Origin of the sequence: Pseudomonas sp. NPDC087804, from assembly GCF_044742965.1 — a bacterium.
GTDB lineage: Bacteria > Pseudomonadota > Gammaproteobacteria > Pseudomonadales > Pseudomonadaceae > Aquipseudomonas > Aquipseudomonas rustica.
This window is the reverse complement of record NZ_JBIUVN010000001.1, coordinates 935,577-961,437: the sequence shown is the minus strand read 5'-3', so window position 1 is coordinate 961,437 and position 25,861 is coordinate 935,577. Positions and strand designations below refer to the sequence as shown.

General features: G+C 59.9%; 19 protein-coding genes. 6 read left to right on the top strand and 13 right to left on the bottom strand.

Translation table 11 applies throughout. The features are described 5' to 3' along the window. Positions 1-58: 58 nt before the first annotated feature. Positions 59-736 carry a DUF3313 domain-containing protein gene (locus ACIOMO_RS04150; RefSeq protein ID WP_053120645.1) on the top strand — a complete coding sequence of 226 codons (678 nt, stop codon included), beginning with the start codon at positions 59-61 and terminating at the stop codon, positions 734-736. A gap of 102 nt (positions 737-838) precedes the next feature. On the opposite strand, the gene ACIOMO_RS04145 is transcribed toward ACIOMO_RS04150, so the two are convergent. From ACIOMO_RS04145 to ACIOMO_RS04085, 13 genes are all read right to left on the bottom strand, one after another. Continuing rightward, complete coding sequence (locus tag ACIOMO_RS04145) at positions 839-3,343, bottom strand: fused MFS/spermidine synthase (RefSeq protein WP_401238339.1); 2,505 nt, start codon at positions 3,341-3,343, stop codon at positions 839-841. Between the two features lie 328 nt (positions 3,344-3,671). Then, complete coding sequence (locus ACIOMO_RS04140) at positions 3,672-5,252, bottom strand: arylsulfatase (RefSeq protein WP_053120641.1); 1,581 nt, start codon at positions 5,250-5,252, stop codon at positions 3,672-3,674. A gap of 72 nt (positions 5,253-5,324) precedes the next feature. Beyond that, positions 5,325-6,347 (bottom strand): HAD family hydrolase, encoded by a 1,023-nt coding sequence (locus ACIOMO_RS04135; protein ID WP_401238336.1) that lies wholly within the window; start codon positions 6,345-6,347, stop codon positions 5,325-5,327. Next, the gene (locus ACIOMO_RS04130) at positions 6,344-7,768 is read right to left on the bottom strand and encodes a hypothetical protein (protein WP_401238333.1); all 1,425 of its coding nucleotides are present in this window, start codon (positions 7,766-7,768) and stop codon (positions 6,344-6,346) included. The genes ACIOMO_RS04135 and ACIOMO_RS04130 overlap by 4 nt, the downstream gene beginning before the upstream one ends. Then, on the bottom strand, positions 7,765-9,345 hold the full coding sequence (locus ACIOMO_RS04125; protein WP_401238330.1) for a VWA domain-containing protein: 1,581 nt from the start codon (positions 9,343-9,345) through the stop codon (positions 7,765-7,767). Before ACIOMO_RS04125 ends, ACIOMO_RS04130 begins: the two co-directional genes overlap by 4 nt. A gap of 1 nt (position 9,346) precedes the next feature. Continuing rightward, complete coding sequence (locus ACIOMO_RS04120; RefSeq protein ID WP_401238327.1) at positions 9,347-10,339, bottom strand: vWA domain-containing protein; 993 nt, start codon at positions 10,337-10,339, stop codon at positions 9,347-9,349. After that, positions 10,326-10,925, bottom strand: coding sequence for a DUF4381 domain-containing protein (locus tag ACIOMO_RS04115; protein WP_401238324.1), 600 nt, complete (start codon positions 10,923-10,925; stop codon positions 10,326-10,328). Before ACIOMO_RS04115 ends, ACIOMO_RS04120 begins: the two co-directional genes overlap by 14 nt. After that, positions 10,922-11,869, bottom strand: a complete 948-nt coding sequence (locus ACIOMO_RS04110) for a DUF58 domain-containing protein (RefSeq protein WP_401238321.1) — start codon at positions 11,867-11,869, stop codon at positions 10,922-10,924. Before ACIOMO_RS04110 ends, ACIOMO_RS04115 begins: the two co-directional genes overlap by 4 nt. Next, positions 11,869-12,849, bottom strand: coding sequence for an AAA family ATPase (locus tag ACIOMO_RS04105; RefSeq protein WP_401238318.1), 981 nt, complete (start codon positions 12,847-12,849; stop codon positions 11,869-11,871). The genes ACIOMO_RS04110 and ACIOMO_RS04105 overlap by 1 nt, the downstream gene beginning before the upstream one ends. Before the next feature lie 23 nt (positions 12,850-12,872). Beyond that, positions 12,873-13,823 carry a transporter gene (locus ACIOMO_RS04100; protein WP_400749888.1) on the bottom strand — a complete coding sequence of 317 codons (951 nt, stop codon included), beginning with the start codon at positions 13,821-13,823 and terminating at the stop codon, positions 12,873-12,875. Beyond that, positions 13,823-14,008, bottom strand: coding sequence for a hypothetical protein (locus tag ACIOMO_RS04095; RefSeq protein WP_053120624.1), 186 nt, complete (start codon positions 14,006-14,008; stop codon positions 13,823-13,825). Before ACIOMO_RS04095 ends, ACIOMO_RS04100 begins: the two co-directional genes overlap by 1 nt. Before the next feature lie 10 nt (positions 14,009-14,018). Then, positions 14,019-14,810, bottom strand: coding sequence for a hypothetical protein (locus tag ACIOMO_RS04090; RefSeq protein ID WP_401238314.1), 792 nt, complete (start codon positions 14,808-14,810; stop codon positions 14,019-14,021). A gap of 294 nt (positions 14,811-15,104) precedes the next feature. Then, positions 15,105-15,533 (bottom strand): YciI family protein, encoded by a 429-nt coding sequence (locus tag ACIOMO_RS04085; protein ID WP_053120617.1) that lies wholly within the window; start codon positions 15,531-15,533, stop codon positions 15,105-15,107. A 313-nt stretch (positions 15,534-15,846) separates the two neighbouring features. Here ACIOMO_RS04085 and tpx point away from each other — a divergent pair, with 313 nt between their 5' ends. From tpx to ACIOMO_RS04060, 5 genes are all read left to right on the top strand, one after another. Next, on the top strand, positions 15,847-16,347 hold the full coding sequence (tpx, locus tag ACIOMO_RS04080; protein WP_008086450.1) for a thiol peroxidase: 501 nt from the start codon (positions 15,847-15,849) through the stop codon (positions 16,345-16,347). Positions 16,348-16,532: 185 nt separating this feature from the next. Then, positions 16,533-17,840, top strand: coding sequence for an MdtA/MuxA family multidrug efflux RND transporter periplasmic adaptor subunit (locus tag ACIOMO_RS04075; protein WP_053120615.1), 1,308 nt, complete (start codon positions 16,533-16,535; stop codon positions 17,838-17,840). Continuing rightward, the gene (locus tag ACIOMO_RS04070) at positions 17,837-20,938 is read left to right on the top strand and encodes an MdtB/MuxB family multidrug efflux RND transporter permease subunit (RefSeq protein ID WP_159812043.1); all 3,102 of its coding nucleotides are present in this window, start codon (positions 17,837-17,839) and stop codon (positions 20,936-20,938) included. The genes ACIOMO_RS04075 and ACIOMO_RS04070 overlap by 4 nt, the downstream gene beginning before the upstream one ends. 142 nt (positions 20,939-21,080) lie before the next feature. After that, positions 21,081-24,188, top strand: coding sequence for an efflux RND transporter permease subunit (locus tag ACIOMO_RS04065; protein WP_401238309.1), 3,108 nt, complete (start codon positions 21,081-21,083; stop codon positions 24,186-24,188). Beyond that, positions 24,185-25,654: an efflux transporter outer membrane subunit gene (locus ACIOMO_RS04060; RefSeq protein WP_401238306.1), complete on the top strand. Its 1,470-nt coding sequence runs from the start codon at positions 24,185-24,187 to the stop codon at positions 25,652-25,654. The genes ACIOMO_RS04065 and ACIOMO_RS04060 overlap by 4 nt, the downstream gene beginning before the upstream one ends. The last annotated feature ends 207 nt before the right edge of the window (positions 25,655-25,861 follow it).

Here is a 25,861-nt window from a genome sequence, read left to right as displayed (position 1 = left end):
AGCTATACCTGTAACTCCCCTTATGCAAATCTTTCGGCTTTCTGACAGGAGTTACAGCATGAAGCTAGCAGTAATGATGGGCACGCTGTGCATCGCCACCCTTGGCGTGGTGGGTTGCTCGAGCAAAACCGTCGCTCCAGATGAGTACTCCGGGTTTCTCAAGGATTACAGTCAGCTCAAGGAAGCCAAGTCACCGTCGGGTGCCGAGGTGATGCGCTGGATGGATCCGAAACTCGACATCAATAAATTCACCAGCGTTTATGTCGAGCCAAGCCAGCTCTATCCGAAGCCGCAACCGACCGCAAAAATCTCTCAGCAAACCCTCAATGGCATCACCAGCTATTACGATCAGGCGCTCAAGCGTGAACTGGGCAAGTCGCTGCCACTGGCCACCGGGCCTGGGCCGGGTGTGATCGTACTGCGTCCGGCCATCACCGCCGTCAGCAGCAAAACCGAAGGGCTGCACGCGTATGAAGTGATCCCGATTGCTTTGGTAGCCGCGGCGGTCAGCACGGCCACCGGCATCCGTGATCAGGAAACCACCCTGGCCACTGAAGCGGTGTTCATGGACGGCGCCAGCAATAAGGTCGTGGCGCAAGTTGTGCGCAAAGGCACTGGCAAACCGCTGGAGAATGATTCCCAGGCGCTGAAGGCCGAAGACGTTAAAGCCGTGATCGATGGCTGGGCGTCTGATATGCACCAGACCTATCTGAAACTGAAATCCGAATCCAAGTAACCGCAAAACCTTGTAGGAGCTGCCGAAGGCTGCGATCTTTTGATCTTATAAACAGCAAGATCAAAAGATCGCAGCCTTCGGCAGCTCCTACATTCGGCAGCATTACTGCCCGGTAAACCAGCGGTAATACGGATTCGCGCCATCCCACTGCATCACCTCGCGCATGTCCCGCCCCCACGCATCCCGATCGCCGTCATACGCATGCAGGCTCGCACGATAAAACTGCATCAGCCGTTGACGATGGGTTTCCATGCGCTCAGTGAAAGCGGCATCAGCATTCACCAGTGGCGGTGGCTGATACAGATCCAGCAGCGCCGGCAACACGCGAGTGATTTCCTTGCTGCGCACCCATGGCGCGTATTCAATGCGCGGCTGATCATCGGTTACGGCCGGTGCATCGGCGGCAAAGCGCTCAAGGCCGGTGCGATCGGTCACCCACGTCGCAAGCAACGCCGCCGCTGAACCAATGCCGACATCCTGCAAGGTGCTGCGCACGCTGTCCTGCTGGAAACGTTCGGTGATTTTCGCGGCGTCCAGTTCCATCGGCTCCATCGAGCCCACCAGCAACATCTCGTGGAATTCGCTGGTCCATAGCGAGGCATACGGGAACACATCGAGGAAACTGCGCACCAGTGAGCGCGAATCATCGATGTTTTGCGTCGGCAGTGGCAGCCATTGCGCGACGATGCCGTTTTTCTGCAGACGACTCGCGGCCAATTGGTAGAAGTCGCGCGAATACAGATTGACCACGCCGGCCGCGGAGGGCGGTGGCGGCTCCAGTGTGACCAGGTCGTAGGTCTGCGCACTGCGCAGCAATTCCTGACGACCATCACGCAGACGCACTTCCACACCCGGATCACTGGCAGCATTGAAGTTGCCCTTGAACAACGGCGCCGCTTTCACCACCGACGGCAGCAACTCGGCGACAACGCGATGCTCCAGCCCCGGATAGCGCAGCATGGCGCCCGCAGTAATGCCGGTGCCGAAACCGATCACCAGGGTCGAGCGCGGTTCGCCGTTGTGGATCAACAGCGGTAGCAGCGCCTGAATGCGCATGTAGCGCAGCGACGGCATGGCATCGCCGGTGTTCGAGACGCCCTGAATGTACAGACGATGGAAATTGTTCTCGCCGCGACCTTGGGCGACCACCGCGACCGTGCCGCCACGACCTTCTTCGTAAAACGCCAACGTACCGTTGCGTGCACCGGGCAGTAGGCTGGCAATTTTGTCGACCGGCGTCAGCACCGCCAATGCGACCGAGACCAGACTCAGTGCGACCACCGCCTGACGCCGGCCTTTCTTCACACCATGCCCCTTACGCACGGCGAAGTAGCCGATGCCCGCCGCGATGATCGCCAGCAGGCCCAGCGTGCGCACCAGACCCAGCAGCGGAATGAGCAGGAAGCCGCAGAGCATCACCCCGACAATCCCGCCCAAGGTGTTGAACGCCACCACCGCGCCGACATCGCGACCGACGCGCTCATGGCCGACACTCAAACGCAGCGCCAAGGGAAACGCCGCCCCCAGCAGCAATGTCGGCACAAACACAATGCTCAACGCCGCGACGACAAAGCGAGCACTCATGCCGACCAGCTCACTGGCGCCCAGACTCAGCAACCACATCTCGGTCTGGGTCTGGGCGTAAATCAGCCAACGACCGAGCAGGGCGATTTCCAGCAGCGCGATCAGGCCGGCGCCGGCAATCAACAAACCGAACACGCCCCACGGATCACGAATGCGATCAACGCGACGCGCGAGCAGGGCACTGCCGATAAACAGGCCGGTCAGATACGTCGCCAACACCACGGCAAACGCGTAAGTGCGGGTGCTCATGAACTGCACGATCGATTGCGACCAGACCACTTCATAACCCAGCGCCACACCGCCGGCGATGGAGTACAGCCACAGCGCCGTGCGATCCGCAGCTTTCTCCGGATGGTGATGGATCGGCGTGACAATCGGTGCCGGATGCTGACGGGCGAACCACAAGGCGCCAGCCGCCGCCAACAGATTGAGCATCGCTGCGGCCAGCGAGCTGCCTCGTACACCGAGGGTGGCGATCAAAAAGAACGCGGCGAGCAACGTGCCGACAATCGCGCCCAAGGTGTTCGCTGCGTACAACTGACCGCCAGCCTTGCCCGGATCAGCCGCGAGCGAACGCACCAGCACCGGCAGCGTGCCGCCCATCAACACCGCCGGAATGCCCACGAGGGCGAGCGGCAGCAACCACGCGAACACACCGACGTGATCCTGCAGCCAGGCGAACGGACTGGCCGCCATGCTCATGGCCACGGTCGCGCCAACGCCCAATATCGCCACCAGTACTTCCAGCCCGGCATACAGCAGCACCGGTTGCTGCAAGCGATCCGCCCAGCGTCCGAACAGCCAGCCACCGATGGCCAGACCGGCGAAGAATGCGCTGATGCCCGTGGTGATCGCATACACCTCGACGCCGACCACCAGCGACAGTTGCTTGATCCACAGCACCTGATAGACCAGTGCTGCGGCGCCGGAGATGCACAGCAGCAGGGCGGGGATCAGCAGTAAAGGGGAGGCGGTGTGCGAGGCGGGTATGGCCGACGGCTTGCTGGCGATACGTGAGGACATGCGGATTGCCTTATTTCAATTCGATAAAAACGGCGACTGTGCTGATCGTTCCCACGCTCTGCGTGGGAATGCCTCACTGGACGCTCCGCGTCCGCTTTGGCATGGGACGCAGAGCATCCCGGGATGCGCTACCACGCAGAGCGTGGGAACGATCAGTACAAATGATCGGGCCTGCTCCCTGTAGGAGCTGCCGAAGGCTGCGATCTTTTGATCTTTATGTTTATCAATGGAGATCAAAAGATCGCAGCCTTCGGCAGCTCCTACAAGGGGGATATCCGACTAAAAATAAGTCCGCCCGCCGGTGAAGGCGGGCGGCAGTCTTGCGGTCTTACTGTGCCGCTTTCATTTTTTCAGCGATTTTCGCATCTACCGCAGCACGGATCTGGTCAACACTGAAGCTGGCCGGTTTCTGGCTTGGTGGATACTCGATGAAGGTCTGCAGGAATGCAGCGGACTTCATCACCGCCATTTCGGTCAGATAAACGTTTTTGGTCGTCCAGTCGTAGTACTGGTCGGAAACGATATCGGCACGTTCATACGGATCCATGCGCAGGTTGAAGATTTTCGGTACGCGCAGGCACACGAACGGTTCGCTCCAGACTTTGAAACCACCCGGTGCACGCTGTTCGCAGAACACGGCTTTCCAGTTGCCGAAACGCATCGACACCAGCACGCCATCGTCGTTGAAGTAGTAGAACTCCTTACGCTCGCTCTTCGGGGTCTGGCCGGTCAGGTACGGCAGTTGGTTGAAACCGTCCAGGTGCACTTTGAAGCTGGTGCCGCCGGAAGTCGGCGCCCAGCCTTTGAGCAGCTTATTGGCGACATCGGTATCACCTGCGGCGGCGAGCAGTGTCGGGAACCAGTCAAGACCCGAGAACAGCTCGTTGGAAACTTCACCCGGTTTGATCTTGCCCGGCCAGCGGATCATCGCAGGCACGCGGTACGCGCCTTCCCAGTTGGAGTTCTTTTCGTTGCGGAACGGCGTGGTCGCCGCGTCCGGCCAGGAGAACTGGTTAGGGCCGTTGTCGGTGGTGTAGACGACGATGGTGTTGTCAGTGATTTTCAGGTCATCGAGGGTTTTCAGCAGTTTGCCGACATCGCCGTCGTGCTCGATCATGCCGTCCGCATATTCGTTGCCGGGCATGCCGCTCTGGCCCTTCATCGAATCACGCACGTGTGTGAACAAGTGCATGCGCGTAGTGTTCATCCAGACGAAGAACGGTTTGTCCGCTTTGGCCTGCTTCTCGATGAACGCTTGCGCCGCCGCGGTGGTTTCGTCGTCGATGGTTTCCATGCGCTTGGTGGTCAGCGCGCCGGTGTCTTCGATCTTGCCGTCGGCGAAGCTGTGGATCACACCACGAGGGGAAACAGCCTTGACGAAATCGGCATCTTCTTTTGGCCAGTACGGACGTTCGGGTTCTTCTTCAGCATTGAGGTGATACAGGTTGCCGAAGAACTCGTCGAAACCGTGGTTGGTCGGCAGGTATTCATCCTTGTCGCCCAAGTGGTTCTTGCCGAATTGACCGGTCGCATAACCCTGAGATTTGAGTGCCTGAGCAATGGTGATGTCACGCTTTTGCAGGCCTACCGGAGCGCCGGGGATGCCGACTTTCGACAGACCGGTACGCAGTGGCGTCTGACCGGTGATGAACGAGGATCGACCCGCAGTGCAGCTGTTCTCCGCGTAGTAATCGGTGAACATCATGCCTTCTTTGGCAATCCGGTCGATGTTCGGCGTTTTGTAACCGACAACACCCATTGAATAGGCACTGATGTTGGTCTGGCCGATGTCGTCGCCGAAGATCACCAGGATGTTGGGTTTTTCAGCCGCTGTGGCGGTTGCCGACAGCGCCATCACCGAGGTCGCAACCAAGGCGAATTTCGGTAGCCACTTGCGTATGCGAGTCATCTGACTTGCTCCTTTTCGCGGGGGGTCATTTATTGCTGATAACGTTTATTGCAGTCCTGCAGCACGCTTTTTTTATTGCACCTGCTCGTTTACCGGCGGATCGAACGGGTAGATCCGGCGCCATTCGGTCGCCATGTCCACCACGGTCCAGCCGCGGGAATTTGCTTCATCGAGAGCTTTGTCGAGCTTGCCGATGTCTGATTTGCGGTCGTAGGCCCACTCGCGCTTGGCGTCGGTGTGGTGCACCAAACCCATGAAACGTTTGCCGGTACCGGCGGCCGTCCACTGCAGCATTTGCAGGTCGCCGTCGGAGTTGCCGAAGGCGAGAATCGGCCGCTTGCCGATCACCGCATCAATGCTTTCCGGTTTGCCCGGGCCGTCGTCGTTGTGCGCCAGTTTTGGCGTGCGCACGATCGAGGCCTTGCCATCCTTGTATTCGAAAGAAGTGACAAATGTGGTGCCGATCACCTGTTCCGGCGGAATGCCGTAAACCTTCTCGGCGAAGGCGCGCATGAAACCGGTGTCGCCGCCGGAGACGATGTAGGTCTTGAAGTCCTGGCTGCGCAGGTAGTCGAGCATTTCCAGCATCGGCTGGAAGATCATCTCGGTGTACGGCTTGCCGGTTTTCGGATGACGGGCCTGGCTCAGCCAGGTTTTCGCGTAATCATCAAACGCTTCGGTGGTCATGCCGCTGTGGGTGGCGCCGACGATTTTCAGCAGGCCTTCCATGCCTGACGCCGCGAGGGCCTTGTGGTCGTTTTCGATCACCGCTTTGAATGGCTGCGTGGTTTTCCATTCCGGGTGCTGATCGGCGGTGCGCTTGACCTCGTCGAAAGCGAACAGCAATTCGAAGTACGCCGGTTGCTCGCTCCACAGCGTGCCATCGTTATCGAACACGGCGATGCGGTCGGCGGGTTTGACGAAGTCCTTGCTCGTCTGATCGGTCACGGTCTGCACGAATTCGATGATGCTTTTCTTCGCCGGGCCGTCGTTCCACGAAGGTAGCGGCTCATTGGCCTGGGCCAGCAGCGGCAGGGCCAGACCGAACAGCAGAGCCAGGCCAAAACGTTGGCGGTGCAGCAACGGGTGCGTCATGGGAAATCCTTCTCGTGTAAAGGGTTGAGCGGGCGCAGCGCCGAGGCCGGTTTCGCCTGCTGCTGTTCGGCCTGACTGTGAAGCGTAGTCAAGGATTGGCGCAGTTGTACAAGTGTCTGCTTGGTGGCCGGTTCGCGACCGTAAAGCCCACGCAACAGGCCTTGCAGACGCGGGCCGGCATCGACGAGTTTCAGACCCATTCGACTGCGGCGCAGCCACAGATACAGCGCACTGAGTTGCGCTGGTTTGGCTTCAAGTTGCGGATTGATTTGTTGCCAGGCGTAATCGGCCGACTGCAACCACGCTGCGTGCCGCGCTTGTTTGCGCGCTTGCAGGGTGCGGTAGCCGCGAGTCAGGGCCGGACGGCTCAGGTAGCCGAGGCCGATAATCGCGATGAGCGCCACGAGCCAGATCAGCCATTGTGTGGAGAACCGCAGGCGATTCTGGCCGAGTTGCTTGAGGTCTTCGGCGATGGAGAACACAGGTTTGTAGGCGCTGTTGGCGGCGGCAGCGAACGTCACTGCCGGCACTTGCGCGGTGCGCGTTTGATTGCTGCTCGCGTCCCACCATTTCACTTCGATGGCCGGCAGTGTGTGCGAACCGGCGCGGTCGATGCGATAGGTGACGCTGTCGATGCGCTGGCCGCCGAGAATGTCGCCACGGCCGTCATCGAGGCTGGTGACTTGCGGGGTTTTCGCATAGCGGCTGAGGCCGTCGATATCGCCCAGTGCCGGGATCGGCAGGGACATGGCCAGTGCGCCGTCGGCCTTCAAGGTGAGTTGCCGGGTAATGCTGTCGCCGACTTTCAGTGGTGTGGCCGAGTTGATCACGTTCTGGCTGAAGGTCAGTCCGGTGGCAACCAGTGGCGTTTCCCCAGGGTTGAAACCGGGCGGCCGGGCGGCGCTGAATTGCAGCGGTTCGCTGTGGGCGCTGATTTCGCTTTCAGCCTGGCCGGGAGTGGCGCTGACGGTGAGGGCCGGGATATCGAACGATCGCGCGACGTTGGGTGTGATCAGGTAGGTGTAGCGCAAACCGTTGAAGGATTGGCCGTCGATGGTCTGGTTCAGATGCTGGGCCTGACCGTCCGGGGGCATGACCAGAGCGCCGTCGAGTTTGAGATCGGGCAGGGTGGCGGCGCTGGTGAACCAGGTGTCGGTGAGGACGTCGACTTGCAGCTCGATCAGGCCACCGACCATGGCGCCTTCGGCGGGTTGCAGATGGGCCTGGACTTTGAGTTGTGGGGCGGCTGCGAGGGCATTGAGGCTCAGCAGGCCTGTCAGGAACAAAATGCTGAGTTTTGAAGTGATTGCTCTGGCCCCATCGCGAGCAGGCTCACTCCTACAGGGGATCTTTGCCGTACACAAAATCAATGTAGGAGTGAGCCTGCTCGCGATGGCCGCAACTCGGTTCCGGAGATTCATGGCTTAACCCCCGCCTGATCCTGCAAGCTGAATTTCTGCTTGAGAAACTTCGCCGGCGATGTCGTCAGGTTCTGCAACCACAGCGCATCCGAAGCCGCCTGCTCCGACTCGACCTTCTTGCTCTGCCCCTTGCCCTTCGCCTTGTCGAATTTCACTTCATCCGGTTTGGTCTCAGGCGCGTTTTTCTCGGCACTTTCGGTGTCTTTGAGCAACGCGTGCGCCAACGCCAGATTGGCCGTGGCCTCCGGGAATTGCGGCTGCAGTTTCAAGGCTTGGGTGTACGCGGCGATCGCCTCATCAAACTTGAAACGGCGCACGTAAATATTGCCCAGATAGAAGTACGCCTGTGGCGTGTCCAGGCGCGCGAAAGTCGCCAGCGCCAAGTCATAGTCAGACGCGTGATACGCCGCGACACCTTTCCAGTACGGATCGACAAACAGCGCCGCTGCCTGAGGCAGGTGCCCGTGCTCAAAGGCCCAGCGACCTTGCTGATCGCGAGTGAAGAAGGCGTCGGTCAGTGCATTCGCTTGCGCCGGAGCCGGTATCCCACCCAGCCCCACGGCCAGCAGCAACGCCGCCATCCAATTCACGCTCCAGCCTTTGCGCACGCCGAAAAATGCCAGCAACAGCAACGGCCAGCACAGCCAATAACCGGCGTCTTTCCAGTGCAATTCACGCTGTTCGGCGCTGGCGCTTTGGAAGTGCTGTTGCGCGTGCAGTTCGATCCAGTCCAGATCATCGTCATTCAGGGTCAGGCTGCCGAGGGGCGCGTCGACAGCAGAAGCCAATTGTTTGATTGCCGCTTGATCAAAGCTGCCCAGTTCCGGGCGCCCGTTGGCATCGGTGCGCGGCTGCCCGCTGGCGTCGTGGATCATGCCGCCGTCCTCGCTGCCCACCGCCAGCACTAACACTTGCAACTGACTGCCGCTCAGCTGCTTGTCGAGGCCATCAAGTTGCGCGGTATCGGCGCCATCGGTGATCAGCAGCAGGCTGCCCGGCGTCTTTTCTGCGCTGAGCAAGCGTTTCGCCTGCTCAATCACCGCGGCGACGTTTTTCCCCGGTTTGTCGATCAACCCGGTGCCCAACGCCTGAATAAATGAGTCGAGCAGGGCGGGGTCGTCGGTCGGCGGCAACACCAGGTGCGCGCTGCCGGCGTAGGCGATCAGTGCCGTACGGGCACCGGCGCGACGCTGAATCAGGTCATGCAGTTTGTGCTTGGCCGCTTCCAGTCGCGTCGGTTGCACATCGCTGGCGTCCATCGACGGTGACAGATCGACAGCGACGATCAGCGGTGCACGGTTTTCGAGAAAGTCCGGACGATCTTGTTCCCAGGTCGGCCCGGCCGCCGCGATGGCGCCGAGAATCAACAGCGCACAGAGCAGATGCACCGGGCGCAGGCGTTGGTTGTCTTGTGGCGTGATCAACAGGTGCGGCAGCAAATGCTCGGCGATGTTGCCGCGCAGCTGTCGTTGCAGATCTCGGCTGCGGCGCCAGATCAGCGGCAACAACGCACCGAACAGCGCGAGCAGGAGCCAGAACGGGCGCAGGAAATGGAAGTCGCTGAGGTTGATGTCCATCTCAGACCTCCTGCCGCTGACGGGCGAATGACAGCCGAGGCCACAGCAGCGCGCCGAGGTGATACAGGCCCAGCAACAACATCGCCGCCCCCAGCGGCCAATAGAACAACTCGCGTTGCGGCTGATGACTGAGGGTTTTCACCTGATGCGGCGTGAGGCGGTCGAGGGTGCTGTAAACCTGATCGAGCGCGGAGCGGTCTTCAGCGCGGAAGAACTGGCCGCCGGTGGTTTTCGCGATCTGCTCCAGACCCGGCAGATTGACCTTGGCCTCGCCCGACGCACTCGGGTCGCCGATGCCGATGGTGTGGATGATCACGCCTTTGTTGGCGGCCATTTCGGCGGCGTGATCGGGGGTGATCGCGCTGCTGGTGTCGTTGCCATCGGTGAGCAGAATCAGCACTTTTTCCTGCTCATGGGCTTTATCCAACAGCTTCAGGCTGAGGCCGATGGCATCGCCGATCGCGGTGTTCGGCCCGGCCATGCCGATGCCGGTGTCGGCCAGTAACAGCGACAGACTCGCATGATCGAGGGTCAGCGGTGCCTGCGGATAAGCGCCGCTGCCGAAGACGATCAGGCCGAGGCGGTCGTCCTTGCGCTTGTCGATAAAGCCTTGCACCACGTCTTTGACGGCGGCGAGGCGATTGATTTTTTCGCCGTTGGCGTTGGTGAAATCTTCGGTTTCCATCGACTGCGAAATATCGATGGCGAGCATCAGGTCGCGCACCGGTTGCTGACGTTCGATGGGTTTTTCAACGAACACCGGACGTGCCACGGCGAGCAAAATCAGCGCCCAGACCAACAGATTCAAGAGTAATTGCCAGACGTTGCGCCGAGTGCTGGCATGGGTGGGCGCTTCGCCGACAGCGCGGCTCATCGCCGCAAAAAACGGTACGCGCACGGCGCTGCGCGCTTCGTTGTAGGCCGGCAGGTAGCGGTAAGCCAGCCACGGTAGCGGCAGCAGAAGCAACAACCATGGGTAATCAAGCTGCCACATGATGATGCTCCAGCCAGTCCTGACATGTGTCGAACAACGCCTGACGCTGCGGCGTGGGGAGGGCGCGCAGGGTGTCGTCGGGGGCGTAGGCGAGTTGCGCGAGTTGTGCGCTGAAATCGGCCGGGAGCGGATTCTTACTGTGCGCTTGCAAGAAGCGCTGCCAATCCTCCCTCCCCAACGCCGCAACCCCCTGTAGGAGTGAGCCTGCTCGCGATGGCGTCGCATCAGTCGATGAAACTGTTGAATGTACTGGCCCCTTCGCGAGCAGGCTCACTCCTACAGGAATCGCAGTGCGTTTGAGAGATTGGCCAGGCATTGAAAGTGCCACTCGCTTGAGCAGCTCGGGCAATTCGCGCAACGCATTGAGGTCGTCACTGCGGCTACGCAGTTGCGCCAGTCGCGCCAACCCTTCACGGCGGTATTCATCGCGGCGCCATTGCAGGTAACGGCGCACGCCAATCACGATTGCCAATACGATCAGCAGCGCAAGCAACACCCACCAGCCCCACGTTTGCGGCGCATAACTGACCGGCGCGGGCGGGGCCAACTCTTTGAGTTGATCGATGCTCGGGATATTCGGATTCATCGCCGTGCCCCGGCGCTTTTGCCCAGTTCGGCACGCAGTTGCGCGTGGGCTCCTTCGGCGGTGCTGAACATCATCAGCGGCACCTGACTGCGGCGCAGCAGGGTGGCGACGTCCTTCAAGCGACCACCGAGAAAATCCCCCAGCGGTTGATGCACATTGCGTTTTTCGATGGCCAGTTCGACCTGCAACTGGCCTTGGGTAATCAGCAAGCGGCCATTATTCGGCAGCTTCAATGCCAGCGGATCGTAGACTTGCAGGGCGATCACGTCGTTGTGCGCCGACAGTTGACGCATCAGTTGCAACGTACGTTCGCCGGCCCCGGCGAAGTCGCTGACGATGCAGATCAAATGGTCGTGACCGGCCAGCGCCAGGCAACGCTGCAAGACTTTGTCGAGCTGGTCTTCACCTTCGGCATCCGGGTTAGCCGCGTCGAGCGCCTGATTCTGTTCGGCGATGCGGCTGAGCAGCGCTTCAACGCGTTTACGGCTGCGCAACGGCGCGATGCTGTCGATACGTTGATCGTTGAACACCAGCCCACCAACCCGGTCGCCGGCGTTGAACACCATCCATGCGGCCAATGCGCCGAGTTCGGCGGCGAGGGCGGATTTGAAGCTGCGTTGCGAACCGAAAAACATCGACATGCGCTGATCAACCACGATCAACGCCGGACGATCACGCTCTTCAGTAAAAGTGCGCACCACCGGTTTGCCGGTGCGCAGCGAAGCACGCCAGTCGAGGTGACGCAGATCGTCGCCCGGCTGGTACCGGCGTAGTTCATCGAAATTCAAACCACGACCACGCAGCCGCGAGGCATGGTTGCCAGCAAGGATGCTGCCTTGCGGCTGACGAGCGAGAAAACTCAGGTCACGGGCCTTGAACTCCAGCGCCATCAACTGCGCGAGAGAGACATAGACCAGGCCGTCGCTGCTCTTCGTATTTGACATCAGGCCGGAATCGCTACTTTATCGAGAATCCGATCGAGCACTTGATCGGCATTGACGCCGTCCGCCACCGCGTCATAACTCAATTGCAAACGATGACGCAGCACCGGGTGCACCACCGCGCGCACATTGTCCGGCGAAACAAAATCCTGCCCCTGCAGCCACGCATCGGCGCGGGCGCAACGATCCAGACCAATGCCGCCACGCGGGCTGGCACCAATCGAAATCCAGCGCGCGAGGTCTTCGTCGTAATCGGCGGGGTGGCGCGTGGCGTTGATGATGTCGATCAGATAACTGTCGATGGCCGGTGACACATGCACCGCGCTGACTTCCTTGCGTGCCGCGAAAATTACCTCCTGCGACAGGCTGAAACCCTTGCTCGGCGCGGTGTTGGCGCCTTGTGCGAACTCTTCGGCGCGCAGCAGGCGCAGCACCTGGCTTTCGTTATCGGCGCTCGGATAATCGAGCAGCACTTTCATCAGAAAACGATCCATCTGCGCTTCCGGCAGCGGATACGTGCCTTCCTGTTCAATCGGGTTTTGTGTGGCGACCACAATGAACAAATCCGGCAACGGATGGCTGGTGCCGGCCACGGTGATCTGGCGTTCTTCCATCGCTTCCAGCAGCGCCGCCTGAACCTTGGCCGGAGCGCGGTTGATCTCGTCAGCGAGAATCAGGTTGCCGAACAGCGGGCCGGGCTGGAAACGGATCTCGTTTTTGCCTTCAACCTGATGCAGCACTTCGGCACCGGTGATGTCCGACGGCAGCAAATCCGGGGTGAACTGGATGCGGCTCATTTTCGCGTCGAGGTGTTTGGCCAGCGCCTTGACCGTACGCGTCTTGGCCAGCCCCGGCAGACTTTCCAACAGTAAATGGCCGTTGGCCAACAGGCCCAGCAGGATCTGCCGAATCACTTGATCCTGACCGAGCACCGATTCGGCGATGCTGGTTTGCAGGGCATTGAGGTCGGTAAGTGCAGTCATGGGGCAGTCCTTTGTGTCCGGGTCTAGAAAAATGCCAGAGTCATGTTGACGCTGAAGCCGTTGCCTTCAGGACGATTTTTGGTGTCGAACTCCGGTACCCAACGGGCGCTGATATTGGCTTGGGCGTCGGCGAATTTACCCGACCAGCCCACCACCGGGCCGGCGCCAACGGAACGACCGCGATAACCGTTGAACGTATCGGCAGTCTGGCCTTTGTCGTCGGTCAGTTGCTGGATATAACCCGCCGCAACGCCGGCGCTCCAGCCATTGCCGAAACCGTGGGTCCACAGGGCGTCGAGGGTGAAAATATTGCCGTTGCGATAATCGGTGGCGTCGTTCTCGGTGTAGAACTCCAGGCCGCTGGACAGCGTCAGCTCGCCACCCTTGCCGTCGAGGTGGGTGAACGCCACGGTCGGCATGAACGTGTAATTGTTCTGCCCCGGGTTGGCCAGTCGATCATCGTTATAAGCACCGGTTGGCACGTAGATCGGCAGGGACAGCGAGATGTGGTTCAACTCGTCGAAGTGGTAACCGGCGGCGATGGGCGTGATCAGGGCGTCGGCGAATTGGGTGCCGGAGTCGCTGTCACCCAGCGTGCGCCCGCGCGGGCCGGTGATGCTGGCTTTGATGTCGGTGTACTGCACGGGAATGCCAACGGCCGAGGCGTAGTTCCAGCGACCTTTGCCGGTGTCCCAGACGTGGGTGAAGTTGGCCATGGTGTACGACACTTTCATGTCGATCCCGCCACTGACCGCGCCGGAAATCGGCGCCCCTGTGCTGCCCTTGAGCGAGCCGTCATACCAGATGCTGGTCAACGACATGACCCAGCCTGGCTCAGGCGGCACGATACCGGCGTTGGAAAACACCTGTTGACCAGTAATTGGCCGGCCAACACCGCCCTCGGCGGCGTACAGCAGCGGACTGCCGATCATGCACAGCGCCAGTAACGGGCGCACAACGTAAGGCTTGACCATCAACGACTCCGCTTAAAGTTCTGGCTGTATAAATATTCGAATAGTGGCGCCGCCGGGCGCTCGGTCGCTGCATAGATAGCGCTCCGATCTGTTTGCGGGCTGGCGATGGATTCCTGGGCGCCGACGCCGCAGCTGACAAACATCGTCATCAAGCTATAGCCGGCGGCCTTGAGGGTAACCTGCATAGCGTCTTCCTTACTTGCCGAAGGTCAAGTTAATGCCGGTATAAACAACGAATTGCGGCAGGCCGTCGCCTTTGCGGTCGACGGTCCACTGCGGTTCGATGAAGGCGTTGACGATGTTGCTGCCGGACTTCCAGGCTTTGCCCACACCCAGGCCGAGCGGGATGTAGTGGGTGTCGTTTTTCAGGTCGAACGTCCAGGTGCCGGTGGAGCGCAGGTACCAGCCTTTTTCCAGGTTATGGATGATGAACGGCTGCATGGTCGCGCTTTCAACGTGGGCGCGGTCGCTGTCACCAGCGAAAGAACTTTGATACTGCACCAGTGCGCCGAGCAATCCGCGCGGGGAGGCGTCGATCGCGACAGCCGCGAGGCCCCCTTGCCATTTGCCGGTGCCGAGCTCGTCCTGCTCGGCGGTCGGCGCGGTGATCAGCGGGCCAATGCCCAACTGCACGCCTTCGGTTTTCAGAATAAAGATGTCGAACAGGTTCAGATCGCCCATGCCGGTGCTGTAACCGTTATGCGGATCGGGGCGGGTGCTGATGGGCAGCGTCGCGCGTACCAGTTGTGGCACACCGATAAAGTCGTTCGGGGCGATCGGCAACGTGCCGCGCAGCAGGACGTCATTGGTATGAGCGTTGCTGTCGTAGAGTTTGGGGGTGTAGTAGTCCTGCAGGTTCGCGCCCGGCGCCACGTTCAGCGGGTTGTTACTTTTATTGGAGTCTTCGGCGTTGTCTGCTTGCGCGAACGGCATAGCCGCCAGCGAACTTGCCAGAAAAAGAGTCTTCCCCACTCGATTGAACTTCATCCCCGATTCCCTGGTGGCTCAATGGACAACTCGGCACTTGTCGGCCGTACGGCGTAATCCCTTTCTTTTCAAGCCTCTAGGACACGTCTTGTTTACGCTAGCAGCTTATCCAAAGTCTGCCAGTCGAATGTATTAATTCTTTGGTTTTGTGTACTTGTTCACTATTCGGTTGTGTACTAAAAAGTTAACTCGCCTGTAGAAGCTGCCGAAGGCTGCGATCTTTTGATCTTGCCCGTAAAAAACAAAATCAAAAGATCGCAGCCTTCGGCAGCTCCTACAGGGGGCGTGAGGGGTTTAGCTGTTTTTCTTTGCTTGGTCGCGGATGCGCTCTTCTTGGGCGCGAGCCTCAGGAGTGAACTCTGCGCCAAAGTCTTCAGCGGAAAATATCTGGCGAATCTCGATGTCGGAATCGGTGCCCGGCATAGGATTCGGGCAGCGCTTGACCCACTCAATGGCTTCTTCCTTGGATTTAACGTCCCAGATCCAATACCCGGCGACCAATTCCTTGGTTTCGATGAAAGGGCCATCAGTCACCGTACGTTTGTCGCCGGAGAAGCGCACACGGGCGCCTTTGCTACTCGGGTGTAAACCGTCCGCTTCTACAAGGATGCCGGCCTTGGCCAGTTCCTCGTTGAAATTGCCCATCGCGGTGAGCAGTTCTTCACTGGGCATGACGCCGGCTTCCGAATCGGCGCTGGCTTTTACGAGGATCATGAATCGCATGGCGGTTACTCCGAAAAGTGTGGGGTTCACTGCTTAATCGAACGGGCCGGACATGAATCGACAGCATGGTTGAAAAAAATCAGGATCGCCCGCATCCCCGTGTAGGAGCTGCCGCACGCTGCGATCTTTTGATTTTGTTTCGAGGATCAAAAGATCGCAGCCTTCGGCAGCTCCTACCGGGATCTCGGGTTGTATACAATTTCGTGCGCCGGCACCTGACAATTTCATTTTGGGCATAGGTCGTCGGACAATTTCGTGGTTAACTTCCGCTTCTTGCATGCTCTCCAACCACAACGTTAGAAGGACTCAAGTCATGGCTCAAGTCACCCTTAAAGGCAATCCGGTTCAAGTCAACGGCCAGTTGCCACAAGCCGGTTCCAAGGCGCCAGCCTTTTCCCTGGTTGCCGGCAATCTGTCCGACGTCACCCTGAAAGACTTCGCCGGCAAGCGCAAAGTCCTCAACATCTTCCCAAGCGTTGACACCCCGACCTGCGCCACTTCCGTGCGCAAGTTCAACGCTCAAGCCAACGAAGTCGCCAACACTGTCGTGCTGTGCATCTCCGCTGACCTGCCGTTCGCTCAAGCACGCTTCTGCGGCGCCGAAGGTCTGGAAAACGTTCAGAACCTGTCGACCCTGCGCGGTGCCGAGTTCATCGAAAACTATGGCGTGGCCATTGCTGACGGCCCGCTGAAAGGTCTGACTGCCCGTGCCGTTGTGGTGCTGGACGAGAACGACAACGTGCTGCACAGCGAACTGGTCAAGGAAATCGCTGAAGAGCCGAACTACGACGCCGCGCTGGCCGTCCTGAAGTAAGCCCTGCCACAGCGCTTTACAATTGTTAACGGCCTGGCCCTGTCCAGGCCGTTTTCATTTGTGTATCAGTGTTTTGCCTCACACCTTGAAACGTAAGATGAAGGTAAATTGCCGGTAAAGCTGCTTTGCTTAATCGTCACCAGTGCTTATCGTTCAGCCTCCCGTAAAAGAAGCCCACGCGCCCAATGGTTAATCACTCCATGCAATCGTCCCCCCGCAACACCCGTCGCTGGCTGATCAGCCTGCTTGTCTTGTTGGTTATCGCTGTTCTGTGCTGGAAATTCTGGCCGGCCGGTTCAGCCCACAAGGAGGGCGGTGATAAGGCGGCGGCCGGTCATGCCGGGCGTTCGGGGATGATGAGGCCAGGCTTCGGCGGCGGCACCGGGCCGATTCCGGTGCGCGTGGCGCCGGCGGTCACCGGTGACTTCCCGCTGTATTACAAAGCGCTGGGCACGGTAACGGCGCTCAACACCATCAATGTGCGCAGCCGGGTGGGCGGCGAATTGGTGAAGATCAATTTCGAAGAAGGGCAGATGGTCAAGGCGGGCGACCTGCTGGCAGAGATCGATCCGCGTCCTTACCAGAACGCCTTGCTGCAAGCCGAAGGCACCTTGCTGCAGAATCAGGCGCAATTGAAGAACGCTCAGGTCGACGTCGAGCGTTATCGCGGTCTGTTCAAGGAAGACAGTATTGCCAAGCAGACACTGGACACCGCTGAAGCGCTGGTCGGCCAGTATCTGGGCACGGTAAAAACCAATCAGGCGGCGGTCAACGACGCCAAGCTCAATCTTGAATTCACCAAGATCCGTGCACCGATTGCCGGTCGCGTCGGTCTGCGTCAGGTCGACGTCGGCAACCTCGTGGCGGCCAACGACACTACGTTCCTCGCGGTGATCACCCAGACCCAACCGATCAGCGTCGCCTTCACGCTGCCGGAAAACAGCCTCGAAACCGTGCTCGCCCGCTACCGCAGCGGCGCCAAACTGCCGGCCGAAGCGTGGGATCGTGGCGACACCAAACTGCAAGCCACTGGCGTATTGCAAAGCCTCGACAACCAGATCGACGTCGCCACCGGCACCCTGAAATTCAAGGCCCGTTACGACAACCGCGATCAAGCGCTGTTTCCAAATCAGTTCGTCAACGTGCACTTGCTGGCCGACACCCTCAAAGGCGTGGTACTGGCCCCGTCTGCTGCGATCCAGTTCGGCACCAACGGCACCTTTGTTTATGCGCTCGACGGTGACAAGAAAGTCACCATCCGCCAACTGAAAATCGGTGCCAGCGATGGTAATAACACCGTGATCACCGAAGGCCTGGCCGCCGGCGACCGTGTGGTGCTGGAAGGCACCGACCGCCTGAAAGAGGGCAGTGAGGTGGAAGTGGTCAACGACAGCAATGCCGTGCCGACCACCCCAACCGAGCACTTGCAGGGCAAATCCGCTGCCGCCGCGCCAGACGCTGCCGTGACTGACAAGGCCAAGAAGGGCGCATGAACATTTCGCGGCTGTTCATCCTCCGTCCGGTAGCCACCACCCTGAGCATGCTGGCCATTGTTCTGGCCGGCCTGATCGCTTATCGCCTGCTGCCGGTCTCGGCGTTGCCGCAGGTCGATTACCCGACCATCCGCGTCATGACCCTGTATCCCGGCGCCAGCCCGGACGTAATGACCAGCGCCGTGACCGCGCCACTTGAACGTCAGTTCGGGCAGATGCCGGGTCTGACGCAAATGGCCTCGACCAGCTCCGGCGGCGCGTCGGTGCTGACCCTGCGTTTCAGCCTCGACATCAACATGGATGTTGCCGAACAACAGGTGCAGGCCGCGATCAACGCTGCGACCAATCTGCTGCCGACCGACTTGCCGGCACCGCCGGTGTACAACAAGGTCAACCCGGCAGACACCCCGGTGCTGACCCTGGCCATCACCTCGAAAACCATGTTGTTGCCCAAACTCAATGATCTGGTTGATACGCGCATGGCGCAGAAAATCGCCCAGATCAGCGGCGTCGGCATGGTCAGCATTGCTGGCGGTCAGCGTCAGGCGGTACGGATCAAGGTCAACCCCGAAGCCTTGGCGGCCAACAGTCTCAATCTGTCTGACGTGCGCACCTTGATCGGTGCCTCCAACGTCAACCAGCCGAAAGGTAACTTCGACGGCCCGACCCGGGTGTCGATGCTCGACGCCAACGACCAGCTGACGTCGCCCAAGGACTACGCCAACCTGATCCTCGCCTATAAAAACGGCGCGCCGTTGCGGCTCAAGGACGTTGCGGAAATCGTCGATGGCGCTGAGAACGAACGTCTCGCCGCGTGGGCCAACCAGAATCAGGCAGTATTGCTGAACATTCAGCGTCAGCCGGGCGCCAACGTCATTGAAGTGGTCGACCGGATCAAGGCGCTGCTGCCAAGCATCACCGACAACCTGCCGGCCGGCCTCGATGTCACGGTATTGACCGACCGTACGCAAACCATTCGCGCCTCGGTAACCGATGTTCAGCACGAACTGCTGATCGCCATCGCGCTGGTGGTCATGGTCACGTTCCTGTTCTTGCGTCGTGCCAGCGCCACGATCATTCCGTCGGTGGCGGTGCCGCTGTCGCTGATCGGCACCTTCGGTGTGATGTACCTCGCGGGATTCTCGGTCAACAACCTGACGCTGATGGCCTTAACCATCGCCACCGGTTTTGTGGTCGACGATGCCATCGTCATGCTGGAAAACATCTCCCGATTTATCGAGGAGGGCGACAGCCCCATGCAGGCAGCGCTCAAGGGCGCCAAGCAGATTGGCTTCACCTTGATTTCCCTGACCCTTTCGTTGATCGCGGTACTGATTCCGCTGCTGTTCATGGCGGATGTGGTCGGGCGCTTGTTCCGTGAATTTGCCATCACCCTCGCGGTAGCGATACTGATTTCGTTGGTGGTCTCGCTGACCCTGACGCCGATGATGTGCGCGCGGTTGCTCAAGCGTGAACCGGAAGAACATGAGCAGGGCCGCTTCTACCGCGCCAGTGGCGCGGTGATCGACTGGATGATCGCCGAGTACGGGCGGATGCTGCGTTGGGTGCTCAAGCACCAACCGCTGACCTTGCTGGTCGCTATCGGCACTTTGGCGTTGACCGTGTTCCTTTACATGATCGTGCCGAAGGGCTTCTTTCCGGTGCAGGACACCGGGGTGATTCAGGGCATTTCCGAGGCGCCGCAGTCGATTTCCTTCGCCGCCATGGGCGAGCGCCAGCAAGAACTGGCGAAGATCATTCTTGAAGACCCGGCGGTACAAAGCCTGTCGTCGTACATCGGTGTCGATGGCGACAACTCGACGCTCAACAGCGGCCGCTTGCTGATCAACCTCAAGCCGCACAATCAACGGGATCTCACCGCCACAGAAGTGATTGCCCGCCTGCAGCCGAACCTGGACAAACTGGTCGGCATCCGTCTGTTTATGCAGCCGGTGCAGGATCTGACTATCGAAGACCGCGTCAGCCGCACGCAATACCAGTTCAGCATGTCGTCGCCGGACTCGGAGTTGCTCAGTGAATGGAGCGGGCGTCTGGTCGAGGCACTGGCGCAACGTCCGGAACTGACCGACGTTGCTAGTGATTTGCAGGACAAAGGCTTGCAGGTGTACCTGGTGATTGACCGCGATGCGGCCTCGCGCCTGGGTGTGTCGGTGGCGAATATCACCGATGCACTGTACGACGCGTTCGGTCAGCGGCAGATTTCGACCATCTACACCCAGGCCAGCCAATACCGCGTGGTGCTGCAAGCGCAGTCCGGCGAGAAAATCGGCCCGCAGGCACTGGACCAGATCCACGTGAAAACCACGGATGGCGCGCAGGTGCGCCTGTCGAGTCTGGCCCACGTCGAGGAGCGTCAGGCACAACTGGCGATCACCCACATCGGCCAGTTCCCGGCGGTGATGATGTCGTTCAACCTCGCCCCGGGCGTGGCGCTGGGGCATGCGGTGGACATCATCGATCAGGTGCAGAAAGACATCGGCATGCCGGTCGGCGTGCAGACACAGTTCCAGGGCGCGGCCGAAGCATTCCAGGCGTCGCTGTCGAGCACCTTGCTGCTGATTCTGGCGGCGGTGGTGACCATGTACATCGTGCTCGGCGTGCTCTACGAGAGCTACATCCACCCGATCACCATTCTCTCGACCTTGCCGTCGGCGGCAGTCGGTGCCTTGCTGGCGCTGCTGCTCAGCGGCAATGATCTGGGGATGATCGCGATCATCGGTATCATCTTGCTGATCGGTATCGTGAAGAAAAACGCGATCATGATGATCGACTTCGCCCTTGATGCCGAACGCAATCAGGGCATGGCGCCCGAGCAGGCGATCTATCAAGCCGCGCTGTTGCGTTTCCGGCCGATTCTGATGACCACGCTCGCGGCGCTGTTCGGCGCGGTGCCGCTGATGCTCGCCACCGGCTCTGGCGCGGAGTTGCGTCAGCCGCTGGGTCTGGTGATGGTTGGCGGGTTGCTGGTGAGCCAGGTACTGACGTTGTTCACCACGCCCGTGATCTACCTGTACTTCGACCGCCTCGGTCGCCGGTTTGGCAAAACCAATGCCGACACTGAAGAGGTGCCGGTATGACTGTCTGCACGCATTCCCCATGTAGGAGTGAGCCTGCTCGCGATGAGGCCGGCACATCCAACATTTATGTGAGCAGACAAATTGCTATCGCGAGCAGGCTCACTCCTACAGGGGTGTGCGGTGATGCTGGAGATTGCGGTCAATGAATCTGTCCGGTCCTTTCATCAAGCGCCCGGTCGCGACCATGCTGCTGAGCCTGGCGATCATGCTGCTGGGCGGTGTCAGCTTCGGCCTGCTGCCGGTGGCGCCGCTGCCGCAAATGGATTTCCCGGTGATTGTCGTGCAGGCCAGCCTGCCCGGTGCCAGTCCGGAGGTCATGGCATCCACCGTGGCCACGCCGCTGGAGCGCTCATTTGGCGCCATCGCCGGCGTCAACACCATGAGCAGCCGCTCCAGCCAGGGTTCGACGCGGGTCATTCTGCAATTTGACCTCGACCGCGACATCAACGGTGCGGCGCGGGAAGTGCAGGCGGCGATAAACGCCTCGCGCAATCTGTTGCCGAGCGGGATGCGCAGCATGCCGACCTATAAAAAGGTCAACCCGTCACAGGCGCCGATCATGGTGCTGTCGCTGACCTCGGATGTGCTGGAAAAAGGTCAGCTTTACGATTTGGCCTCGACGATTTTGTCGCAGAGCCTATCGCAGGTGCAGGGCGTCGGCGAAGTGCAGATCGGCGGCAGTTCGTTGCCGGCAGTGCGCATCGAACTTGAACCGCAGGCGCTGAACCAGTACGGCGTGGCGCTGGATGACGTGCGTAAAACCATTGCTGACGCCAACGTACGCCGGCCCAAAGGTTCGGTCGAGGACGGCCAGCGGTTGTGGCAGATTCAGGCCAACGATCAACTGGAGAAAGCCAAGGACTACGAGTCGCTGATCATCCACTACGCCGATGGCGCCGCATTGCGCCTCAAAGACGTGGCCAAAGTCAGCGACGGTGTGGAAGACCGCTACAACAGCGGTTTCTTCAACGATGACGCCGCGGTGTTGCTGGTGATCAACCGTCAGGCAGGCGCCAACATCATCGAGACGGTCAACGAAATCAAGGCGCAACTGCCGGCACTGCAAGCGGTATTGCCAGCCAGCGTGAAGCTTAATCTGGCGATGGATCGCTCGCCGGTGATCAAGGCGACGTTGCACGAAGCGGAAATGACCCTGCTGATCGCCGTGGCGCTGGTGATTCTGGTGGTGTTCCTGTTCCTCGGTAACTTCCGCGCCTCGCTGATCCCGACGTTGGCGGTACCGGTGTCGCTGGTCGGCACCTTTGCGGTGATGTACCTCTATGGATTCTCGCTGAACAACCTGTCGCTGATGGCGCTGATTCTGGCCACCGGTCTGGTGGTCGACGACGCCATCGTGGTGCTGGAGAACATTTCCCGGCACATCGACGAAGGCGTCAAACCGATGGAGGCTGCTTACCTCGGGGCCAAGGAAGTCGGTTTTACCTTGCTGTCGATGAACGTCTCGCTGGTGGCGGTGTTCCTGTCGATCCTGTTTATGGGCGGGATCATCGAGAGCCTGTTCCGCGAATTCTCCATCACCCTGGCGGCGTCGATTGTGGTATCGCTGGTGGTGTCCCTGACGCTGACGCCGATGCTCTGCGCGCGCTGGCTCAAGCCGCACACGCCGGGGCAGGAAAACCGTCTGCAACGCTTCAGTCGCCGCACCAACGACTGGATGGTTGGCAAATACGCTACCAGCCTCGATTGGGTGCTGCGTCATCGCCGCCTGACCTTGCTCAGTCTGTTGATCACGGTCGGCGTCAACGTTGCCTTGTATGTGGTCGTGCCGAAAACCTTCATGCCGCAGCAGGACACCGGCCAGTTGATCGGTTTCGTGCGCGGTGACGATGGTCTGTCGTTCAGCGTTATGCAGCCGAAAATGGAGACCTTCCGTCGTGCTGTGCTCAAGGACGAAGCGGTGGAAAGTGTTGCCGGGTTTATCGGCGGCACCAACGGCACCAACAACGCCTTCATGCTCGTGCGTTTGAAACCGATCAAGGATCGTCAAATCTCGGCGCAGAAAGTCATTGAGCGGCTACGCAAGGAAATGCCCAAGGTGGCTGGCGCGCAATTGATGCTGATGGCGGATCAGGATCTGCAGTTCGGCGGTGGCCGTGAACAGACCACCTCGCAGTACAGTTACATCCTGCAAAGCGCAGACCTCGGTTCGCTGCGCGAGTGGTACCCGAAAGTGGTGACCGCGTTGCGTGCGCTGCCAGAGTTGACCGCAATTGATGCCCGCGAAGGCCGAGGCGCGCAGCAGGTGACACTGATTGTCGACCGTGATCAGGCCAAGCGTCTGGGCATCGACATGGACATGGTCACTTCGGTGCTGAATAACGCCTACAGCCAGCGGCAGATTTCGACGATCTACGACAGCCTCAACCAGTATCAGGTGGTGATGGAGGTCAATCCGAAATATGCGCAGGATCCGGTGACGCTCAAGCAAGTACAGGTGATTACCGCCGACGGTGCGCGCGTGCCGTTGTCGACCTTTGCTCACTATGAAAGCAGTCTGGAAGACGACCGCGTCAGCCACGAAGGGCAGTTCGCCTCCGAGGACATTTCCTTCGATATGGCCGAAGGCGTGACGGTGGAGCAGGGCAGTGCCGCCATTGAACGGGCGATTGCCAAACTTGGCTTGCCAGAAGACGTCATCGCAAAAATGGCCGGTACCGCCGACGCCTTCGCCGCGACCCAGAAGAGTCAGCCGTTCATGATTCTCGGCGCGTTGCTCGCGGTGTATCTGGTGTTGGGTGTGCTGTACGAAAGCTACATTCACCCGCTGACTATTTTGTCTACGTTGCCGTCGGCCGGGGTCGGTGCGTTGCTGTCGATCTATGCGCTGGGTGGCGAGTTCAGCCTGATCTCGCTGCTCGGCCTGTTCCTGTTGATTGGCGTGGTGAAGAAAAACGCGATTCTGATGATCGACCTGGCGCTGCAACTCGAACGCCACCAAGGCATGACTCCTCTGGAGTCGATCCGCAGTGCTTGCCTGCAACGTCTGCGGCCGATTCTGATGACCACGCTGGCAGCGATTCTCGGCGCCTTGCCGTTGCTGCTCAGCCGCGCGGAAGGTGCAGAGATGCGCCAGCCATTGGGCCTGACCATCATCGGCGGGCTGGTTTTCAGCCAGGTGCTGACGCTTTACACCACACCTGTGGTTTACCTCTATCTCGACAAGCTGCGCCATCGTTTCAACAAATGGCGTGGCGTGCGTACTGACGCCGCTCTGGAAACTCCGCTATGACTGATCGTTCGCTTATCCATATGGCCACTGTGCGCGGATCGCGTCTGTTAAGCCTATCGCTGTGCGTGGCGATGCTCAGTGCCTGTGCTGTCGGCCCCGATTATCAGCGCCCGCAAACCGCTGAAATCGCTCAGTACAAGGAAGCCGAGGGCTGGCGTCAGGCCAATCCGAGCGACTCGCTGGCCCGTGGCGCCTGGTGGGAGCTGTACGGCGATCGGCAGCTCAACGGCCTGATCGAAAAGCTCAACAGCTCCAACCAGACCGTCGCGCAATCGGAAGCGCAGTTCCGTCAGGCGCAGGCCCTGGTACGCAGTGCGCGCGGCGCGTTCTATCCGAGCGTTGACCTGAGCGTGGGCAAAACCCGCTCCAGTCAGGGCACCGGCAGCAGCAGTTCGAGTTTGAGCAGTTCTTCCAGCGGTATTCGCGACACCTATAACGCGCAGTTGGGCGTCAGTTGGGAAGCCGATATCTGGGGCAAACTGCGCCGTGGTCTTGAGGCCGATCAGGCCAGTGCTCAAGCGAGTTATGCCGATCTGGCGGCGATGCGCCTGAGCCAGCAGTCGGAACTGGTGCAGAACTACCTGCAATTACGCGTGATCGATCAGCAGAAACGTTTGCTCGAAGCCACGGTGGCGGCGTACGAGCGTTCGCTGAAAATGACTCAGAACCAGTATCGCGCCGGTGTGTCCGGACGTGACGCGGTGGCGCAGGCGCAAACCCAGCTGAAAAGCACTCAGGCCGATCTGGTCGATCTGATCTGGCAACGCGCGCAATTCGAAAACGCTATTGCCGTGCTGACCGGGCAGGCGCCGGCCGATTTCAATATTGCCGAAACCCAGAACATCCCGAACCTGCCGCAAGTGCCGTTGAGCTTGCCGTCGCAACTGCTGGAACGCCGCCCGGACATCGCCTCGGCCGAACGCTCGGTGATTGCGGCCAACGCGAATATTGGCGTGGCGAAAGCGGCGTATTACCCGGATCTGTCGCTGAGTCTGAGCGGTGGTTACAGCAGCAGTACCTCGCAAGACCTGGTCAGCTTGCCGAACCGCTTCTGGTCGGTCGGGCCGAAACTGGATCTGCCACTGTTTGACGGCGGCATCCGTTCCGCCGAAGTCGATCGCACTGAAGCAGTTTACGATCAGACCGTGGCCAAATACCGCCAGACCGTGCTCGATGGTTTCCGCGAAGTGGAAAACTATCTGGTGCAGCTCAAGGTGTATCAGGACGAAGCCGCCGTACGCCAGGAAGCGCTGGATGCAGCGCGTGACTCTCTGCGCCTGACGGAAAACCAGTACAAGGCCGGGCTGATCGCCTATATCGATGTGGTGGTGGTGCAAGCCACGGCGCTGAGCAACGAGCGCAGCGTGCTGAACATTCTGCAGAGCCGCCTGATCGCCAGCGTGCAACTAATCGCCGCGCTGGGCGGTGGCTGGGATGGCCAACTGGATGTAACCGACAGCAAATAAGCCCGCTCCCCCCTGTAGGAGCTGCCGCAGGCTGCGATCTTTTGATCTTGAAAACCAAATCAAAAGATCGCAGCCTGCGGCAGCTCCTACAGGGGGAAAGGTGCTTTCCAGAGCCTTGTAGGACGATCAAACAAGCGTTTCATCGGCTTGATGGCAATTTGCTTACTTTGTCAGTGCGTTCTTCCGCGCAATCAGTACAATCGCCGC

Bases quoted from the DNA above. Each gene is read 5' to 3' on its own strand.
- ACIOMO_RS04095 (WP_053120624.1), bottom strand. From the start codon at position 14,008: ATGCAGGTTACCCTCAAGGCCGCCGGCTATAGCTTGATGACGATGTTT.
- ACIOMO_RS04150 (WP_053120645.1), top strand. From the start codon at position 59: ATGAAGCTAGCAGTAATGATGGGCACGCTGTGCATCGCCACCCTTGGC.
- ACIOMO_RS04130 (WP_401238333.1), bottom strand. From the start codon at position 7,768: ATGAATCTCCGGAACCGAGTTGCGGCCATCGCGAGCAGGCTCACTCCT.
- ACIOMO_RS04140 (WP_053120641.1), bottom strand. From the start codon at position 5,252: ATGACTCGCATACGCAAGTGGCTACCGAAATTCGCCTTGGTTGCGACC.
- ACIOMO_RS04110 (WP_401238321.1), bottom strand. From the start codon at position 11,869: ATGTCAAATACGAAGAGCAGCGACGGCCTGGTCTATGTCTCTCTCGCG.
- ACIOMO_RS04145 (WP_401238339.1), bottom strand. From the start codon at position 3,343: ATGTCCTCACGTATCGCCAGCAAGCCGTCGGCCATACCCGCCTCGCAC.
- ACIOMO_RS04125 (WP_401238330.1), bottom strand. From the start codon at position 9,345: ATGGACATCAACCTCAGCGACTTCCATTTCCTGCGCCCGTTCTGGCTC.
- ACIOMO_RS04135 (WP_401238336.1), bottom strand. From the start codon at position 6,347: ATGACGCACCCGTTGCTGCACCGCCAACGTTTTGGCCTGGCTCTGCTG.
- ACIOMO_RS04120 (WP_401238327.1), bottom strand. From the start codon at position 10,339: ATGTGGCAGCTTGATTACCCATGGTTGTTGCTTCTGCTGCCGCTACCG.
- ACIOMO_RS04085 (WP_053120617.1), bottom strand. From the start codon at position 15,533: ATGCGATTCATGATCCTCGTAAAAGCCAGCGCCGATTCGGAAGCCGGC.
- ACIOMO_RS04065 (WP_401238309.1), top strand. From the start codon at position 21,081: ATGAATCTGTCCGGTCCTTTCATCAAGCGCCCGGTCGCGACCATGCTG.
- ACIOMO_RS04105 (WP_401238318.1), bottom strand. From the start codon at position 12,849: ATGACTGCACTTACCGACCTCAATGCCCTGCAAACCAGCATCGCCGAA.
- ACIOMO_RS04090 (WP_401238314.1), bottom strand. From the start codon at position 14,810: ATGAAGTTCAATCGAGTGGGGAAGACTCTTTTTCTGGCAAGTTCGCTG.
- ACIOMO_RS04100 (WP_400749888.1), bottom strand. From the start codon at position 13,823: ATGGTCAAGCCTTACGTTGTGCGCCCGTTACTGGCGCTGTGCATGATC.
- tpx (WP_008086450.1), top strand. From the start codon at position 15,847: ATGGCTCAAGTCACCCTTAAAGGCAATCCGGTTCAAGTCAACGGCCAG.
- ACIOMO_RS04060 (WP_401238306.1), top strand. From the start codon at position 24,185: ATGACTGATCGTTCGCTTATCCATATGGCCACTGTGCGCGGATCGCGT.
- ACIOMO_RS04115 (WP_401238324.1), bottom strand. From the start codon at position 10,925: ATGAATCCGAATATCCCGAGCATCGATCAACTCAAAGAGTTGGCCCCG.
- ACIOMO_RS04075 (WP_053120615.1), top strand. From the start codon at position 16,533: ATGGTTAATCACTCCATGCAATCGTCCCCCCGCAACACCCGTCGCTGG.
- ACIOMO_RS04070 (WP_159812043.1), top strand. From the start codon at position 17,837: ATGAACATTTCGCGGCTGTTCATCCTCCGTCCGGTAGCCACCACCCTG.